Source organism: Sphingopyxis sp. MC1, from assembly GCF_000371385.1.
GTDB classification, from domain to species: domain Bacteria; phylum Pseudomonadota; class Alphaproteobacteria; order Sphingomonadales; family Sphingomonadaceae; genus Sphingopyxis; species Sphingopyxis terrae.
The window spans coordinates 112,918-128,533 of record NZ_AOUN01000022.1 but is presented as its reverse complement, the minus strand read 5'-3'; the positions used below and the strand labels follow the sequence as shown (position 1 = coordinate 128,533).

12 protein-coding genes and 1 tRNA gene are annotated in these 15,616 nt (G+C 65.4%); 9 read left to right on the top strand and 4 right to left on the bottom strand.

Features of this window, described 5'->3' with window-relative positions; genetic code table 11:
- Positions 1-40: 40 nt before the first annotated feature.
- Positions 41-1,048 (bottom strand): type I glyceraldehyde-3-phosphate dehydrogenase, encoded by a 1,008-nt coding sequence (gap, locus tag EBMC1_RS16595; protein WP_003051541.1) that lies wholly within the window; start codon positions 1,046-1,048, stop codon positions 41-43.
- A 37-nt stretch (positions 1,049-1,085) separates the two neighbouring features.
- Positions 1,086-3,053: a transketolase gene (gene tkt, locus EBMC1_RS16590; protein WP_003051537.1), complete on the bottom strand. Its 1,968-nt coding sequence runs from the start codon at positions 3,051-3,053 to the stop codon at positions 1,086-1,088.
- Positions 3,054-3,200: 147 nt separating this feature from the next.
- Between tkt and EBMC1_RS16585 the strand changes: the two genes are divergently transcribed.
- The 5 genes from EBMC1_RS16585 (at position 3,201) to EBMC1_RS16565 (ending at position 6,194) form a co-directional block, all read left to right on the top strand.
- The gene (locus EBMC1_RS16585; protein ID WP_003051535.1) at positions 3,201-3,401 is read left to right on the top strand and encodes a hypothetical protein; all 201 of its coding nucleotides are present in this window, start codon (positions 3,201-3,203) and stop codon (positions 3,399-3,401) included.
- Entirely contained in the window at positions 3,394-3,822 is a 429-nt protein-coding gene (locus tag EBMC1_RS16580; protein WP_003051532.1) for a cell division protein ZapA, read from the top strand. Before EBMC1_RS16585 ends, EBMC1_RS16580 begins: the two co-directional genes overlap by 8 nt.
- A 224-nt stretch (positions 3,823-4,046) precedes the next feature.
- Positions 4,047-4,625, top strand: coding sequence for a 5-formyltetrahydrofolate cyclo-ligase (locus EBMC1_RS16575; RefSeq protein ID WP_003051530.1), 579 nt, complete (start codon positions 4,047-4,049; stop codon positions 4,623-4,625).
- On the top strand, positions 4,622-4,864 hold the full coding sequence (locus EBMC1_RS16570) for a DUF2842 domain-containing protein (protein WP_003051523.1): 243 nt from the start codon (positions 4,622-4,624) through the stop codon (positions 4,862-4,864). The genes EBMC1_RS16575 and EBMC1_RS16570 overlap by 4 nt, the downstream gene beginning before the upstream one ends.
- Before the next feature lie 58 nt (positions 4,865-4,922).
- Positions 4,923-6,194, top strand: coding sequence for a hypothetical protein (locus tag EBMC1_RS16565; RefSeq protein ID WP_156001416.1), 1,272 nt, complete (start codon positions 4,923-4,925; stop codon positions 6,192-6,194).
- Positions 6,195-6,226: 32 nt separating this feature from the next.
- Here EBMC1_RS16565 and EBMC1_RS16560 read toward each other — a convergent pair.
- Positions 6,227-6,303: transfer RNA gene (locus EBMC1_RS16560), tRNA-Asp, on the bottom strand.
- Positions 6,304-6,346: 43 nt separating this feature from the next.
- Positions 6,347-7,543, bottom strand: a complete 1,197-nt coding sequence (locus tag EBMC1_RS16555) for an AI-2E family transporter (protein ID WP_003051517.1) — start codon at positions 7,541-7,543, stop codon at positions 6,347-6,349.
- Between the two features lie 209 nt (positions 7,544-7,752).
- On the opposite strand from EBMC1_RS16555, the gene EBMC1_RS16550 reads away from it, so the two are divergent.
- From EBMC1_RS16550 to EBMC1_RS16535, 4 genes are all read left to right on the top strand, one after another.
- Positions 7,753-8,754: a DUF11 domain-containing protein gene (locus tag EBMC1_RS16550; RefSeq protein WP_003051515.1), complete on the top strand. Its 1,002-nt coding sequence runs from the start codon at positions 7,753-7,755 to the stop codon at positions 8,752-8,754.
- A gap of 11 nt (positions 8,755-8,765) precedes the next feature.
- On the top strand, positions 8,766-9,230 hold the full coding sequence (locus tag EBMC1_RS16545) for a hypothetical protein (protein WP_120649328.1): 465 nt from the start codon (positions 8,766-8,768) through the stop codon (positions 9,228-9,230).
- A 73-nt stretch (positions 9,231-9,303) separates the two neighbouring features.
- Entirely contained in the window at positions 9,304-10,368 is a 1,065-nt protein-coding gene (locus EBMC1_RS16540) for a DUF11 domain-containing protein (RefSeq protein WP_003051505.1), read from the top strand.
- A 61-nt stretch (positions 10,369-10,429) separates the two neighbouring features.
- The gene (locus tag EBMC1_RS16535; RefSeq protein ID WP_003051501.1) at positions 10,430-15,559 is read left to right on the top strand and encodes a DUF11 domain-containing protein; all 5,130 of its coding nucleotides are present in this window, start codon (positions 10,430-10,432) and stop codon (positions 15,557-15,559) included.
- The last annotated feature ends 57 nt before the right edge of the window (positions 15,560-15,616 follow it).

The following is a 15,616-nucleotide window of genomic DNA, read 5'->3' as shown; positions in this document are numbered from 1 at the left end:
GGAGATGGGCCCCCGCCTTCGCGGGGGCACAAGGATATTGTTAAAGGAACTTCGCGATCACGCCCGCCGTGTCGATCATGCGGTTGGAGAAGCCCCATTCATTGTCGTACCAACTCAGCACGCGCACCAGCTTGCCGTCGATAACCGCGGTTTCGAGGCTGTCGATGGTCGAACTGGCGGCATTATGGTTGAAATCGATCGAAACCAGCGGTTCCTCGGTATAACCAAGGACGCCCTTCAGCGCGCCTTCGGCCGCGGCCTTGAGCACCGCGTTCACTTCTTCCTTGGTCGTTTCGCGCGACGGGGTGAAAGTGAGGTCGACCACCGACACATTCGGCGTCGGAACGCGGATCGATGACCCGTCGAGCTTGCCCTTCAACTCGGGCAGGACGAGGCCGACGGCGACCGCCGCACCGGTCGAGGTCGGGATCATCGACATTGCGGCGGCGCGGGCGCGGCGCGGATCGTCGTGGATCTGATCGAGGATTTTCTGGTCGTTGGTATAGGCATGGATCGTCGTCATCAGGCCGCGTTCGATACCGATCGCTTCGTGCAGCACCTTGGCAAAGGGCGCGAGGCAGTTGGTGGTGCAGGACGCGTTCGAGATGATCCGGTGATCGGCGGTGATCTGGCTGTCATTGACGCCGTAAACGACGGTCAGGTCGACTTCCTTGGCGGGCGCCGAAATGAGTACGCGCTTCGCGCCGGCGTCGAGATGCTTCTGGCCGCCGGCCTTGTTGGTGAAGAAGCCGGTGCATTCCATCACGATGTCCACGCCGTTGGCGGCGTGCGGCAGGGCGGCGGGATCGCGCTCGGCGGTGACCTGGATGCGCTTGCCGTTGATGATCAGGTCGTTGCCATCGACTTCGACGGTGCCGTTGAAGGCGCCATGAACCGAGTCATGGCGAAGCAGGCGGGCATTGGCCTTGGCATCGCCCAGATCGTTGATCGACACCAGTTCAAGGTCGTGATCGGTGCGCTCGAGAAGGGCGCGCGCCACATTGCGGCCGATGCGTCCGAAACCGTTGATTGCGACTTTCACTGCCATGTCGGTTAGTCCTTTCTGCGGAAGGTGGCGGCCGGTCTTATGCGCCGAGCCGCGCCAGAATCTTGGGGGTGATGGCGTCGACCGTCAGGCCGAAATGCCGGTAGAGATCGTCGATCGGCGCCGACGCGCCGAAGCTGTCGATGCCGAAGCGCAGGCCATGGCGGCCGGTGTAGCGTTCCCAGCCGAAGGTCGTCCCGGCCTCGATCGAGACGATCAGGGCATCGTCGGGCAGCAGATCGGCCTGATAGGCCGCATCCTGTTCGTCGAACAATTCGGTCGACACCATCGAAACGACATCGGCGCCCTGCCCCGCCGCTTCGAGCTTTTCGGCGACATCGAGCGCCAGCGACACTTCGGAACCGGTCGCGACCAGCACGACCTTGCGCGCCGCGGCGGCGCTGCGAAGGCGATAACCGCCTTTCAAGCAAAGATTTTCCGTGACGTCATGACGCAGCGGCGGCAGATTCTGGCGCGTGAGTGCGAGGAGCGTCGGACGGCTGTCCTGCGCGAGCGCGATCGCCCAGCATTCGGCCGTCTCAACCGCGTCGGCCGGGCGCATCACGAGCAGATTGGGCATGGCGCGCAGCGACTGCAGATGCTCGATCGGCTGGTGCGTCGGTCCATCCTCGCCGAGCCCGATGCTGTCGTGCGTCATCACGTAAACGACGCGCTGACGCTGGAGCGCTGACAGGCGGATCGCGCCGCGGCAATAGTCCGAAAAGACCAGGAAAGTGCCGCCATAGGGGATCACGCCGCCGTGCAGCGCCATCCCGTTCATCGCCGCCGACATGCCGAATTCGCGGATGCCATAATAGATGTAGCGACCCGAATAATCGTTCCGGTTCAGCGGCTTGGTCGACGATGTCTTCGTATTGTTCGAGCCGGTAAGGTCGGCGCTGCCGCCAACAAGCGAGGCGATGTCGGCGGTGAGCGCGGTCAGCGCATTTTCCGACGCCTTGCGCGTCGCGACCTTCGGCGGTTCGGCAACCAGCCCGTCGAGATAGGCCTTGAAAGCATCGCCCGGCGCCACCTTGCCGCCCAGGCGATCCTCAAAATCCGTTTTCTTGTCGCTATTTGCAAGGCGATCATTCCACGCAGCATGAAGTGACTGGCCGCGCTGGCCAAAGCCGCGCCATGCGTCGGCAATGTCGGCGGGAATGACGAACGGTTCGGCGGTCCAGCCCATATTGGCGCGCGCCGCCGCCACCTCGTCGGCGCCGAGCGGCGAGCCATGCGTCGCCGACGTGCCCTGCTTGTTCGGCGCGCCGAAGCCGATCAGCGTCTTGCACGCAATCAGCGACGGGCGACCGTCCGCCAGCGCCGCGTCGATCGCGCGGCGAATATCGGCAGCATCATGGCCGTCGCAGCTGTCGACATGCCAACCGGTCGCCGCATAACGCGCTTTCACGTCCTCGCTGGTCGAAAGGTCGGTCGACCCGTCGATCGTGATCTTGTTGTCGTCCCACAGCACGATCAGGCGGCCAAGGCCCAGATGGCCGGCCAAGCCGATCGCTTCGTGATTGATGCCTTCCATCAGGCAGCCGTCGCCGGCGATGACCCAGGTGCGATGGTCGACGAGGTCGTCGCCGTAAATGGCATTGAGATGGCGCTCGGCGATCGCCATGCCGACCGCAGTCGCAAGCCCCTGCCCCAGCGGCCCCGTCGTCGTTTCAACGCCGGCAAGCTCGAAATTTTCGGGATGCCCGGCGCAAGGACTGTTCAGCTGGCGAAAATTGCGGATTTCCTCCATCGTCGGATGCGCATAGCCCGCGAGATGGAGCGTCGCATAAGCGAGCATCGAGCCATGGCCCGCCGACAGGACGAATCGGTCGCGATCGGCCCATTTGGGATCGCTCGGATCGAATTTCAGATAATCCGAATAGAGGACGGTCGCGACGTCGGCCATGCCCATCGGCATCCCGGGGTGACCGCTGTTCGCGGCCTGTACGGCGTCCATCGCAAGCGCGCGGATCGCGTTGGCGAGCTGGCGTTCGGGCAGTGTCATCTTTTCCCCGCTTATGTCTGGGCTGGCGTGCGCGACTGCCCTTTGCGGCGGCGCCGCCGAGAGTCAACCGCCCGCGGCAAGAATTCGCGCGCATTTCGGCGCCGACAGGCGATTGCACCCCTCCCCCGGCGCTGCTACCCCTGTGGCATGGAACTCGATCTCGACGAATCCAGCCTCGCCATCGGCCGCATCGAGCGCGCGCTGAGCCGCATCGAAAAGAGCCTGGCCGAGCGCGCAGAACGCGGCGCATCCGATCAACCGACAAGCGATCAATCGGCCCTGAAAGCCGAAGTTAACGCTGTTATCGGTGAACTGGACCGACTGATTGCGGAGGCGAATCGTGGCTGATGTCCGACTGAACATAGCCGGGCGCACCTATGACCTGACCTGCGCCGACGGCGAGGAGCCGCAGCTTCAGAAGCTCGCCGGGCTGATCGACGAAAAGGTCCGCGCCATCCCCGGCAGCACCGAGGTACGCCAGCTTCTCTTCGCGGCGCTCATGCTCGCCGACGAGGCGCAGGAAGCAAAGGCCAAGGTCGACAGGTCCGAGCCCCAATCCGATTCGCTGCGCGCCGCGGTTGCGCTAGCGGAAAGCCGCGAAACGCAGGCGCGCGACGAACTCGCTGCGGCCCGCAGGGAAATCGAGGCACTTAAGGCCGCGCCGCCGCCCGCTGTAGCAGCCGCGCCGCGCACAACGCACGACCGCGCACTGCTCCAGATCGCCGACCGGATCGAAGCGCTCGCCGCAAAGGTTGAGCAAAGCGCTTGAGGATGGGGCCCCGCGTCCCTAAATAGGCATCGGCGGGTACTGCCCGGCACGAGCCGTTGCGAAAATCCCTGAGGCGATACATCATCCAAGGGAGCTGTCCCTGCCCGGACCCTGGTCCGACGTACATGGCCCCCACCTGACGTTACTGGCGTCAGAGGATCTTCCGGAAACCGACCCATGGTGGTCCCGCCAACCCGACAGGCTTTGAAGGAGGCCCGGCCCGCATGACGCCCAACCTCGCTTCGCAGAAACAGGCGCTGCGCGAACGATTGCGTTTTCGCCGACGCCATTTCGTCGCCAATCTCGACCCGATGGGGCGGCTCGCTGCCTTTCGCGCCGTTCCCGACACGCTCCGCAAGCTGCTCGATGCCAGCCCTGTCGTCGGCGCCTATGCACCGTGGGGCGACGAACCCGATATCCGCCCGCTGCTGCTGCTGGATGGCCGGCGCATCGCGCTGCCGCATCACGCAGACCGCACGGCCGCCATGACCTTTCGGATATCGGACGATGGCGATGCGCTTCGAAAAGGGCCGTGGGGATCGCCCCAGCCGCCCGAAAGTGCCGAAATCGCGCATCCCTACATCATCCTCTGCCCGCTCGTCGGTTTCGACCGCCACGGCGGCCGTCTCGGCCAGGGAGGCGGGCATTATGACCGGTTCTTTGCCGAAAATCCGGCGGTTCCGCGTATCGGGATCGGCTGGTCGGTGCAGGAAGTTGACACTGTTCCCATTGAACAAACCGACATTTTGCTCGATGCGGTCCTGACCGAGCAGGAATATATCATCACCGGAGACCGATTGTGAGCGAGCCCCCCGCCGATCCGCAGCCAAGCTGGCGCAAGCCGACCGGCATCCTTCTGATCTTGGCGCTGATCACGGCGTGGGCGGCGGCCGTCGTCAGCCTCTCGCCGTGGGTCGGCGGCTGGCCGGTGCTGGTGCAGGCGATTTTCTATCTGGTCGCGGGGATCGCCTGGGTATGGGTGCTGCCGCTGCGGCCACTGCTGTGCTGGATGGAAACCGGGCGCTGGCGCGCCCCACAATAGGGATTGGCACCGCCCGATTATTCGATAGCCTGCGCGCACCATTGGGGAGGCAGGCGCGATGCGGGTATTTATGGGAACGGCGGCTGTCCTGTCGCTGATTTTGGCGAGCACCCCGGCGGCGGCGCGTGATGACGGCCTGCGCAAGCAGGTGAAGGCGCTCGTCAAGGCGTGCCCCGCCGCTGCCAAAGGCTATGATCTTGCCGCCCTGACGCCCGACGGCCTGGCCACGCCGGACTATCGGGCAAGGTTCGAAGAATGGGCCGGGGCGCCCGATCCCGATACGCAACCGGGTAGCAGCGGCGCAACGATCATGCTGCGCGGCGTGATCGGTTCAAGCATCACGCAGGATATCCGCTTTTCGACCGTCAGCACCCTGTGGCGCGACGCGGCCGGGGCATGGCAAGTCTTGCGCGTCGATCATGGGACGCTGGCGCCCGTGCCACCGCCCCCGCCGCCCCCCGAATTGTTCGAAGAGCCCGATGCGGCCTATGGTTTCATGATCGAGCAGGTCAAGCCCGCCCCCGACAAGAGCCGCCGCGTCCAGCGCGGCCGCCTGCTTCCGGCGGCGGCGGCGGAACTCGATCGCCTGCTTGCCGATCCCTGTCTGCAACTCGAACAGATGGGGCTGACGGCGCACCGCAGCAAAAGCGAGGTTCCGCCCTGCCCCTTCGACTATGCCGGGTCGACGATCGAGGTGACGCGCGATGCGCGAAGCTGGCTGATTTCGACCGATTGCCGGCGCGAATTGCCGAGCGCGAAGATCGCCGACATTCTCTTTTATCCGCAGGCCGATGTCCCCATGCCCGACTGGGACAGGACAGCGTGCGCCGATTGCGTCCGCTATGTCCTTGTCGCCGAATATTTCCGGCGCGCCGAGCGGACTGGCGACGCGGCGACCGATGCGGTGATCACCCGCGCTTATGCTGCCGTGGCCGGACGCGATTATGCCGGGGCGCGGCGCTTGCTCGAGCCGCTGGCAAGCGAGACGTCCGCCTATCCGCTGCGTTGGTTGCTGATGCCCGAACTCGCGTGGCTACGCGAAAAGACCGGCGATACGGACGGTGCAATCACGCTGCTCGCCATCGCAGGTGCAGCGGCCGATTATCAGCGAGGCCGGCTGCGCTGCGATGCCCCGATCGGCAATCTCACCGAATTTCAGGACGTCATGCAGCGGCGTTTCGGCATTGCGCAAGTCTGCGATGCGCCGGAGCAGTTCGCCATCCCCGACGGGTTCGATATGGCGTCGGTGGAGCTTGCCCGGCAGAAGGCCGGTGCGATCGAATATCCGATATATTCGCGAAAGACGGAAGCGACCCAAACCAAGGATTGAAGGAGGCGCCACCTGCCGAAATTCAGGGCAAGTGGCGCGAGTGACGGGGCTCGAACCCGCGACCTCCGGCGTGACAGGCCGGCGCTCTAACCAACTGAGCTACACCCGCTTGCGCTTGGGAGCCGCGCCAATATTGCCCTCGCCCCGACCTGTCAACCGTCCCGATCAAACTCTTTTCGATTTAATCGCTCGCGCATCTCTTCGGTCGCGGTGAGCGTCCCATGTTCGAAAAGGAAACCGGCAAGATCGGGGGTGCCGGTCGAGGCCAGGACGGTCTGCACGATCAGGAGCAGCGGCACCGCGAGCAGCGCGCCCGGCGTCCCCCACACCCATCCCCAGAAGCTGAGCGAGACGAGAATCAGCAGCGGATTGACGGTCAGCCGCCGCCCCAGCACGAGCGGCGTGATCAGATTGGCCTCGACCAGATGCACCCCGATGAAGATGACGGCGGGCAACAGTGCCACCCCCACCGCATCGAAGGTCATCAGCCCGCCGAGACCCAGGAGCATCGCGGCGACGATCGGCCCGAGATAGGGCACGAAATTGCACAGCGAGACGATGCCGCCCCACATGAAGGGCGACGGCATGCCAAGCGCCCACAGCAACAGCGAGACGATCAGTCCCAGCAGCGCGTTGATCATCGTGATCGTCGCGAGATAGTCGGCAGTCGCATCGACGACATTCTGGATCACGCGCGCGGTCTGCATCGCGCCGTCGAAGCTGCCGCGCCGCCGGATCGTGCTGCGCCGCAGCCGCGTCCATCCGGCCAGGAAGAAGAAGATCACGAGTACCGCGAAGAGAAGCTGCACCGCCGCCGCGGGCGCGGCCGAGATGAAATAGTCGACGACCGAGGTTGGCGCGGTGGCGGCCATGGCCTGCGCGGTCGCTTCGGACCCGCTCGCGACCGAGGTCAACGTGCGGTCGACGAATTTCTGCAAGGTCGAATAGAAATCGATCACCGGCGCGAGATTGCTCTGGATGCGCGGGATCGATTCGGGGATGCGCGCGAACCAGCCCGTCGCCGGAACGACGATGATCGCCAGCGCCGCGTTGACCAGCATCAGGAAGCTCGAGAGCGCCAGAAAGGCCGCCAGCGCCGACGGAACGCGGCGCCGTTCGAGCCATTCGAGCAGCGGAACGAGGGCAATGGAAACGACGATCGCCGCGGTGAGCGGCAGGAAGAATTCGGCGCCGGCCTGCAGCGCGAAGGGCAGCCCCAGGCAGAAGGCCGCACCAATGATAAGCGTCAGCGCCGCGAGCAACCGGTCCCGACGAAAATCATCGATCTCAACGCGTTGCGCTGCGTCTTTGAGCAAGGGTGGCACCTTCGGGTGCTCGCTGTCCTCCATTGCGTCGATCGCTCCCGTTGAACCCGATCCTCTTAGGCGCACTTTGGCGTCGGCGCCAGTGGCGCCCGAATGGATTGGCCCAATGGTGCGCCATTATTGCCCTGTCCCCATTTAGGACAAAAGGCCGAGTATTTTCACCATTTTAACCAGAAATTACCCTTTTTCCGCGAGGACGGCTCCCAAGGACCAGCAATTATGGAGCCAATTCGATGATGAAAGCGCCTGTGGGGGGCGCGAAGCATCAGCTTCTTCGACCCTCTTATTCCGCCCTGTTGCTTTGCGCGCTCGCCCTGCCGATGCAGGCGCATGCCGCCGGTACGGTAGCCGGATCAACCATCAGCAACACCGCCAGCGCCAGCTTCGACAACGGAGCGGGGACGCAGACGATCGATTCGAACACGGTCAACCTGCGCGTCGACGAGCTGCTCGACGTGACGGTTGCCTCAAACAACCCGTCGGATGTCGCAACGACGCCCGGCGGGACCAACCAGCTGCTTACGTTCACTGTGACCAACACCGGCAACGGGCAGGAAGCCTTCGGGCTCAGCACGATCGCCAATGTCGGCGGCGACAATTACGACCCGACCATCACCGGCATCTATATCGACAATGGCGACGGCATCTTCGATCCCGCCACCGACACGCTCTATACCGCCGGGTCGAACGATCCGGTGCTCAACCCCGACCAGAGCGCGTGCATTTTCGTCGTTGCGACGACGCCGGGGACGGTCGCCGACAATGATCGCGGCATCGTGACGCTGGTCGCGGCGGCCAAGACCGGCACCGGCGCCCCGGGCACCACCTTCGCGGGCCAGGGCCAGGGCGGCGGCGATGCGGTCGTCGGTTCAACCGGCGCTGACGGGCAGGACAATGGCGCCTACAAGGTGTCGGCGGCCACCGTCACGCTCGTCAAATCGGCGGTCATCGCCGATCCGTTCGGCGGCAGCGAGCCCGTTCCGGGCGCGACGATCACCTACACGATCACCGCGACGGTCGCCGGCACGGGGTCGGTCAGCGGTCTTGCGATCACCGACAATATTCCGGCCGACACATCCTATGTCACCGGTTCGATCACTCTTGGCGGCGCACCACTGAGCGATGCGAGCGACGCCGATGCCGGCGACTACAACGGCACGCGGATCCGCGTGCAGCTCGGCACCGTCGCGGGCGGCCAGACCCGCACCGTTACCTTCAAAACCAAGATCGACTGATGGAGATTCGCATGCGCAAGGCTCTTTTCCTTCTGATCGCCGCCCTCGCACCGGCACAGGCGTTCGCCGCCAACCAAGTCGCGCTCGACAATAATGTCTTCGTCGAGCGGGTGACGACCGACGCGGCCGGCAAGCAGCGCGTCCTGCTCGAGGAACCGAAGGTCGTCGTTCCTGGCGACCGGCTGGTCTTCGTGCTCAACTATCGCAACGCGGGCGCGCAGCCTGCCGACAAGTTCGTCATCACCAATCCGATGCCCTCAGCGGTCCGTTTTGCGGGCGCCGGCGATACGCCGCCGCTCGTCTCGGTCGATGGCGGCAAGATGTGGGGACAGCTCGCCGATCTCACCGTGCCGATGGCCGACGGAACGCGCCGCCCGGCGCAGCCCGCCGATGTCACACACGTTCGCTGGGCGTTCCAGAAGCCGATCCCGGCAGGAGCGACCGGCAAGCTCATCTTCAGGGGGGTCGTAAAATAACCCTCTGATCATAACCGCTTAAAGGTCACCGGCGGTGGGGCAATAGGGGACCGAACAAGCCTGGAGTTCAGCTATGACCAGCAAGCTGACTTATGTGGGCGCCATCGGAATGACAGCGATCGCGTTGATCGCTGCCAGCCCGGCCTATGCGGCCGGCACGACCGCGGGCACCACCATTACGAATAACGTCACCGTCGACTATCAGGTCGGCGGCGTCGCACAGGGCCAGCAGACCGCGTCGAACAGCTTTGTCGTCGACCGCAAGATCAATCTGCTTGTCGAAGAAGTGGGCAGCGTCACGACCGAGGTCGTGCCGGGGCAAAGCAATGCCGTCACGACGTTCCAGTTGACGAATACGTCGAACGAAGTGCTCGATTTCGCACTGACGGCCAGCCAGATCGCTGGCGGGACGGCTGCGCATGGCGGCACCGACAGCTTCGATGTGAGCAACGTCCGCATCTACCGCGACAATATATCGTCGGGTACGGTCGGCAGCTTCGATGCGGCCGATACGCTCGTCACCTATATCGACGAGCTTGCAACCGATACGCCGATCCGGCTGTTCGTCGTCGCCGACGTCCCGGCCGGTCTTTCCACCGGTGCTGTTGCGGGCGTCCAGCTGCGCGCGACGGCACGCGAAGGTGGGGCTTCGGGCACGCAGGGCGCCGCGATTACGCAGACTGCCGGGGCCAATACGGCCGCCAAGGACACTGTCTTTGCGGACGTCGCCGGGGTGAATGACGCCAATCGCGACGCGTCGCATAGCGCCGCCGACGATTATACGGTCAAGACCGCGACACTCACTGTAACCAAGACCAGCCGCGTGGTCGACGATCCGTTCAACGGAACGACGAATCCGAAGCTGATCCCGGGCGCGACGGTGGAATATTGCATCCTCGTCGCCAACGCCGCGGGCGGTGCCAGCGCCACGTCGGTCGCAATCAACGACAGCGTCCCGACGCAGTTGACCTATGTCGTCGGTTCGGCGCGGGTCAACGGCACGGCTACGGCAGGCACCTGCAACACCGACGGCGTCGCGGCAGGGACCAACTATGCCGCGCCGGTCGTGTCGGGCACCGTTGCGACGGTGGCCGCGGGCGACACGCGCACCCTGTTGTTCCGCGCGACCGTCAACTGACAGGACCAGCGAAGGGGGCGGCGGCGCGCACGGCGCGGCACCGTCCCCTTCAGGACCGGCAATGATCTTCGGCTCGAAAACCCTCTCCTATGTGACCGCCCTGGTCGCGGCAGCCCTGCTGCCTGCGGCACCCGCGGCGCATGCGCAGGTGATTTCGAATACCGCATCGGCGCAGTGGGCGGGCAGCGGCGGCGCGGCGCAAACCCTCTCCAATCGCGTCGATGTGACGGTGGTTGCAAGGCCGCCCGATCAGCCGGTCATCAGCACCTACCGCCTGGTCGACAGCGGCGGCAACAAATCGGTGCCGGTCGTTCCGACCCCCTGCGGCGGGTCGATCATCGCCGCCCAGGGCCTGAGCGCCGCAAGCGCGGGCCAACTCATCCAGCTTGCCGGACCCTATGCCGGCCTTCCGACCAACCCGGCGTCGCTGCAGAGCACCGCCAGCTTCCGCGCGGGCGAAATGCTTGTCGTCGGGGTCACCCTCGCCTCCGCAAATACCGATCCGGCGCAGCGCGACCTGCTGCCCGTCAGCATCGACTTGCAGAATGGCGATCATGAACAGATCACGCTGACCGAAACCGCACCAAACAGCGGCGAATTCGTGGGTATCATCAACACGATCGGCGTTCCGCCCGCCGTGGTTGCCGGCGATTGCCGCCTGTCGGTCGCGCCGGGCGCGCCGATCCAGGTCCGCGTCACCGATCGCGCCAATGCGAGCCTCGTCGCCATCGCGACAATCGACTTTCTGGTCGATCCCTTCGGCATCGTCTTCGACAGCGGCGATGGTTCGCCCGTCGCGGGCAGCCGCGTCACGCTGATCGACGCAGCAACCGGCCAGCCGGCGCAGGTGTTCGGCGACGACGGAACCTCCTCCTACCCGTCCACGGTCGTTACCGGGCAAAACGTCACCGACAGCGGAGGCACGGTCTATACCTTCCCCGCGGGCGACTATCGCTTTCCGTTCGTGGCGCCCGGCACCTATCGACTGCTCGTCGAACCGCCCGCGCCTTACACCGCGCCTTCGGCTTCCAGCCCTGCGGATCTTGCCAGCTTGCGCCGTCCCGATGACGGTCAGCCCTTCACCATCACCGACGCGAGCTACAGCCGCGCCTTCACGCTTTCCAGCCCTGCCCCGGTGCGGGTCGATATTCCCGTCGATCAGCCCGGCCAGCCATTGGTGATCGCCAAGACGACTTCGACGCAGGTCGCGGTGCCTGGCGATGTCGTCCAGTATCGCATTACGGTGTCGAACCGCGATGCGCGGCGGACGACCGGTGCGGTGACGGTCGGCGATCAATTGCCGGCCGGGATGCGCCTTCGCGCCGATACGGTCCGCATCGACGGCACGCGCGTCGACCCGACCGTCGCAGCCGACGGGCGCAGCTTCAGCGTCGCCCTCCCCGCAATTGCGCCCTCGGCGTCGGTGCTGCTGACCTATGTCGCCGAAGTCACCGTTTCGGCGCAGCCGGGCAGCGCGCTCAATCGCGCGACGGCGCAGGACAACCGCGGGACCGTCAGCAATGTCGCCGAAGCGACGATCGCGATCAAACGCGACCAGCTTGGCGACCGTATGACGATCATCGGCCGTATCACCGACGGCGGCTGCGCCGTCGACCCGGGCAAGGCGCGCGGAATCGGCGGCGTCCGCGTGATGCTCCAGGACGGCAGCTACACCGTCACCGACGAGGATGGGCGCTATCATTTCGAAGGCGTTCGCCCCGGCCTGCACGTCGTCCAGATCGATCCTTCGACCCTTCCGCTCGATCGCGCGCCGGTCGATTGCGCCCGCTCGACCGTCGATGCCGGCAGTGCGATCTCGCGCTTCGTCGAAGGTCGCGGCGGTTCGCTGAAGCGCGCCGATTTCCGCGCCGCGATAAGCGCGCCGCGCGCCGCTCCGGCGACCAGCGCTGCCGAAACCCGCAAAGTGTTGAGCGACCCCGAAGCCGCAGGCGCCAATCGCGACTGGCTTGCCGGCCAGGCACCGGGCATCGGTTGGATCTTTCCTGAACCCGATCATAATCCGCGCGCCAAGTCGATCCGCGCCGCTGTCAAGCATATGCCGGGGCAGCGCGTGACGCTCAGCATCAATGGCAAGCCGGTCAATGCGCTCAATTTCGAGGGCGTCAGCAAGTCGGCCGACGGGAGCGTCGCCGTCAGCGTCTGGCGCGGGATCGAGATTGCCGAGGGTGAGAATCGCCTCGAAGCAAAGGTCGAGGATGCGAACGGCGCGCCAGTGCAGACGATCCAGCGCAATGTCCATTATTCGATCACGCCGATGCGCGCGACGCTGGTGCGCGACAAATCGGTGCTTGTGGCGGACGGTGTCACGCGCCCGGTGATCGCGGTGCGTCTGACCGATCGCGACGGCAAGCCGATCCGCGCGGGACTGACGGGCGATTTCAGCGTCCCCGCACCCTATTACCCGGCGGTCGAGGCCGAAGCGCAGCAGGCGCGCCAGCTTGCCGGGCTCGAACGCGCGCAGCCGGTCTGGAAGACCGAAGGCGACGACGGGCTGGCCTTCATCGAGCTCGAACCGACGACCGCTTCGGGAACACTGACGATCGATTTCCGCTTTCGCGACACCAAGGTCGAGCGCCAGCAGACGATCGAAACCTGGCTCGATCCGGGCAATCGCCCGTGGACGGTGGTGGGCTTTGCGGCTGGAACGCTCGGCTACAATACGCTGGACGACCGTATGGAAGCGGTCGCGGAGAAGCTCGACGACCTCAACGCCGACGCCCGGCTCGCGCTCTATGCCAAGGGCCGCATCCAGGGCAAATGGCTGATGACGCTGGCCTATGACAGCGACAAGGAACAGGACGACGCGCGCTTTGGCGGCGTGATCGATCCGCGCGCCTATTACACCATCTACGCCGACCGCAACGAGACGCGCTATGATGCCGCATCGGTTCGCAAGCTCTATCTGCGGCTCGAACGGCCGCAATTCTATGCGATGTTCGGCGATTTCGAGACGGGCATTTCGGAGCCGCAGCTCGCCCGCTATCAGCGCGCGCTCAACGGTGCCAAGGCGGAGTATCGCGGGCGCAACCTCGCCGCGACGGCCTTCGCCGCCGATACGCCCTACCGCTTCCGCCGCGACGAGATTCAGGGCAACGGCCTGACCGGCCCCTATCAGCTCGCTGCGCGGAACATTCTGCCGAACAGCGACCGCATCACGATCGAAACGCGCGACCGGCTGCACAGCGAACGCATCGTCGACAGCAAGACGCTGACGCGCAACATCGACTATGACATCGACTATGTCGCGGGCACGCTGCGCTTTCGCGAACCGGTGCTCAGCCGGTCCTCGGCGCTAGATCCGCAGTTTATCGTCGCCGAATATGAGGTCGATGGCGTCGGCGAACGCGTACTCAATGCCGGTGGCCGGGTGAGCTATCGCAGCGACGACGACCGGCTGCGCGTCGGCGCGACGCTGATCCACGACGAGGATAATGACCGCAAAACCAACCTCGGCGGCGTCGATGCGCGCTTCCGGCCCGATACCGATACCGAGGTTCGCGCCGAAATCGCGGTCAGCGACGCCAACCGCAAGGCAGGCAGCAGCAACAGCAGCGCCCCCAGAACCGCGAAGGCGTGGCTGATCGAGGCCGAGCATCACAGCAGCAGCGCCGACTTTCTGGCCTATGTCCGCGAACAGGAAAGCGGATTCGGCACCGGTCAGATCAGCAGCAGCGAAAACGGCACGCGCAAGTTCGGCTTCGACGGACGGCTGCGCGTTGGACGCCAGCTTTCGGTGACGGGCAGCGCGTGGCAGGAAGATTATCTCGACACCGATGCCCGCCGCCGGGCAGCGCGCGCGCTGGTCGAATATGACAATGGCACCACGCTGCTCCGCGCCGGACTGACCCACGCCGACGACCGGCTCAGCGACGGCAGCACGAACAAATCCGACATCGTTCAGCTCGGTGCGACGCAGCGGCTGTTCGACAAGCGCCTCGAACTCGATGCGCAGAGCGAATTTGCCTTGGGCGGACAGGATGCAAGCGTCGATTTCCCGACCCGTCAGCGGCTCGGCGCGCGGTTCGCGATCACGCGCGATATCAATCTGGTCGGCAGCTACGAAATCGCCGATGGCAGCAGCGTGAAGGCCCGCACCGCGCGGCTGGGCTTCGACCTCGCGCCGTGGGCCGGGGCACGCCTGCTCGCGACCGCCAACCAGCAGGATATCAGCGAATATGGCCCGCGCAGCTTTGCGGCCTATGGCCTGTCGCAGTCGCTGCGGCTCGGCGAGAGCTGGTCGGTCGATCTCTCGGTGGATGGCAACCGCACCCTGGGCGGCATCCCCGCGGGCGATGTCCTGAATGCCGGCCAGCCTGCTGCGTCGGGAGGCTTCCTCGCGGGCAACGGTGCGCTGACCGAGGATTTCGTGGCGGTCAGCACCGGCGCCACCTATCGCGCCGACCGCTGGACGATCACGGGTCGCGCCGAATATCGCGATGGCGAGCTTGCCAATCGCTATGGCCTCACGCTCGGCGGGCTGCGCCAGCTTGGCGAAGGCCGGGCGCTCGGTGCGCTCTTCACCTATGCGAAGGCCAGCGGTGCCGGCACCACGCCGTCGACCGAAGTGATCCAGTTCGAACTCAGCTGGGCGCATCGTCCCGCCGATTCGCGGCTGTCCTGGCTCAACAAGACCGAAGTCCGTTCGGACAAGGTGCGCGATGCAGTCGCGGGTCAGGCCGGGCCGATCGGCGGCGCGGCGCTGACAATCGATGGCGACGCAACCAGCCGCCGCGTCATCAACAGCCTGTCGGTCAACTGGTCGCCGCTCGGTGATCGCGGCGATCGGCGCGACGGCGACCGGCTATGGTATGAACGCGGCGAATTCGGTTTCTTCTGGGGCACGCGCTATAATTTCGACCGCTTCGGCGCCGATGACGTCAAGGGCTGGTCGAACATGTTCGGCGCCGACTTCCGCTTCAATCTGGGTGAGCATGTCGATGTCGGCGCCTCGGGCAGCGTTCGCGTCGGAACCGGCGGCGATACCGTCGCCTGGGCCGCCGGCCCGACGCTAACCCTCGCGCCGATGGCCAATGCGAATGTCACCTTCGGTTATAATTTCGCGGGCTTCCACGACCGCGATTTCGAGGACGCGCGCTTCGCCCGCTCGGGCGCCTATGTGACCTTCAAGCTGAAGTTCGACCAGACGAGCTTTGCCGGGCTGGGATTGTAACGCCGCTTGGATAGCCGTCATTGCGAGCGCAGCGAAGCTCCTCGCAATGACGACATA

Coding starts and splice junctions, on each gene's coding strand:
- gap (WP_003051541.1), bottom strand. CDS start 1,048: ATGGCAGTGAAAGTCGCAATCAACGGTTTCGGACGCATCGGCCGCAAT.
- tkt (WP_003051537.1), bottom strand. CDS start 3,053: ATGACACTGCCCGAACGCCAGCTCGCCAACGCGATCCGCGCGCTTGCG.
- EBMC1_RS16585 (WP_003051535.1), top strand. CDS start 3,201: ATGGAACTCGATCTCGACGAATCCAGCCTCGCCATCGGCCGCATCGAG.
- EBMC1_RS16575 (WP_003051530.1), top strand. CDS start 4,047: ATGACGCCCAACCTCGCTTCGCAGAAACAGGCGCTGCGCGAACGATTG.
- EBMC1_RS16565 (WP_156001416.1), top strand. CDS start 4,923: ATGCGGGTATTTATGGGAACGGCGGCTGTCCTGTCGCTGATTTTGGCG.
- EBMC1_RS16555 (WP_003051517.1), bottom strand. CDS start 7,543: ATGGAGGACAGCGAGCACCCGAAGGTGCCACCCTTGCTCAAAGACGCA.
- EBMC1_RS16550 (WP_003051515.1), top strand. CDS start 7,753: ATGATGAAAGCGCCTGTGGGGGGCGCGAAGCATCAGCTTCTTCGACCC.
- EBMC1_RS16545 (WP_120649328.1), top strand. CDS start 8,766: ATGCGCAAGGCTCTTTTCCTTCTGATCGCCGCCCTCGCACCGGCACAG.
- EBMC1_RS16540 (WP_003051505.1), top strand. CDS start 9,304: ATGACCAGCAAGCTGACTTATGTGGGCGCCATCGGAATGACAGCGATC.
- EBMC1_RS16535 (WP_003051501.1), top strand. CDS start 10,430: ATGATCTTCGGCTCGAAAACCCTCTCCTATGTGACCGCCCTGGTCGCG.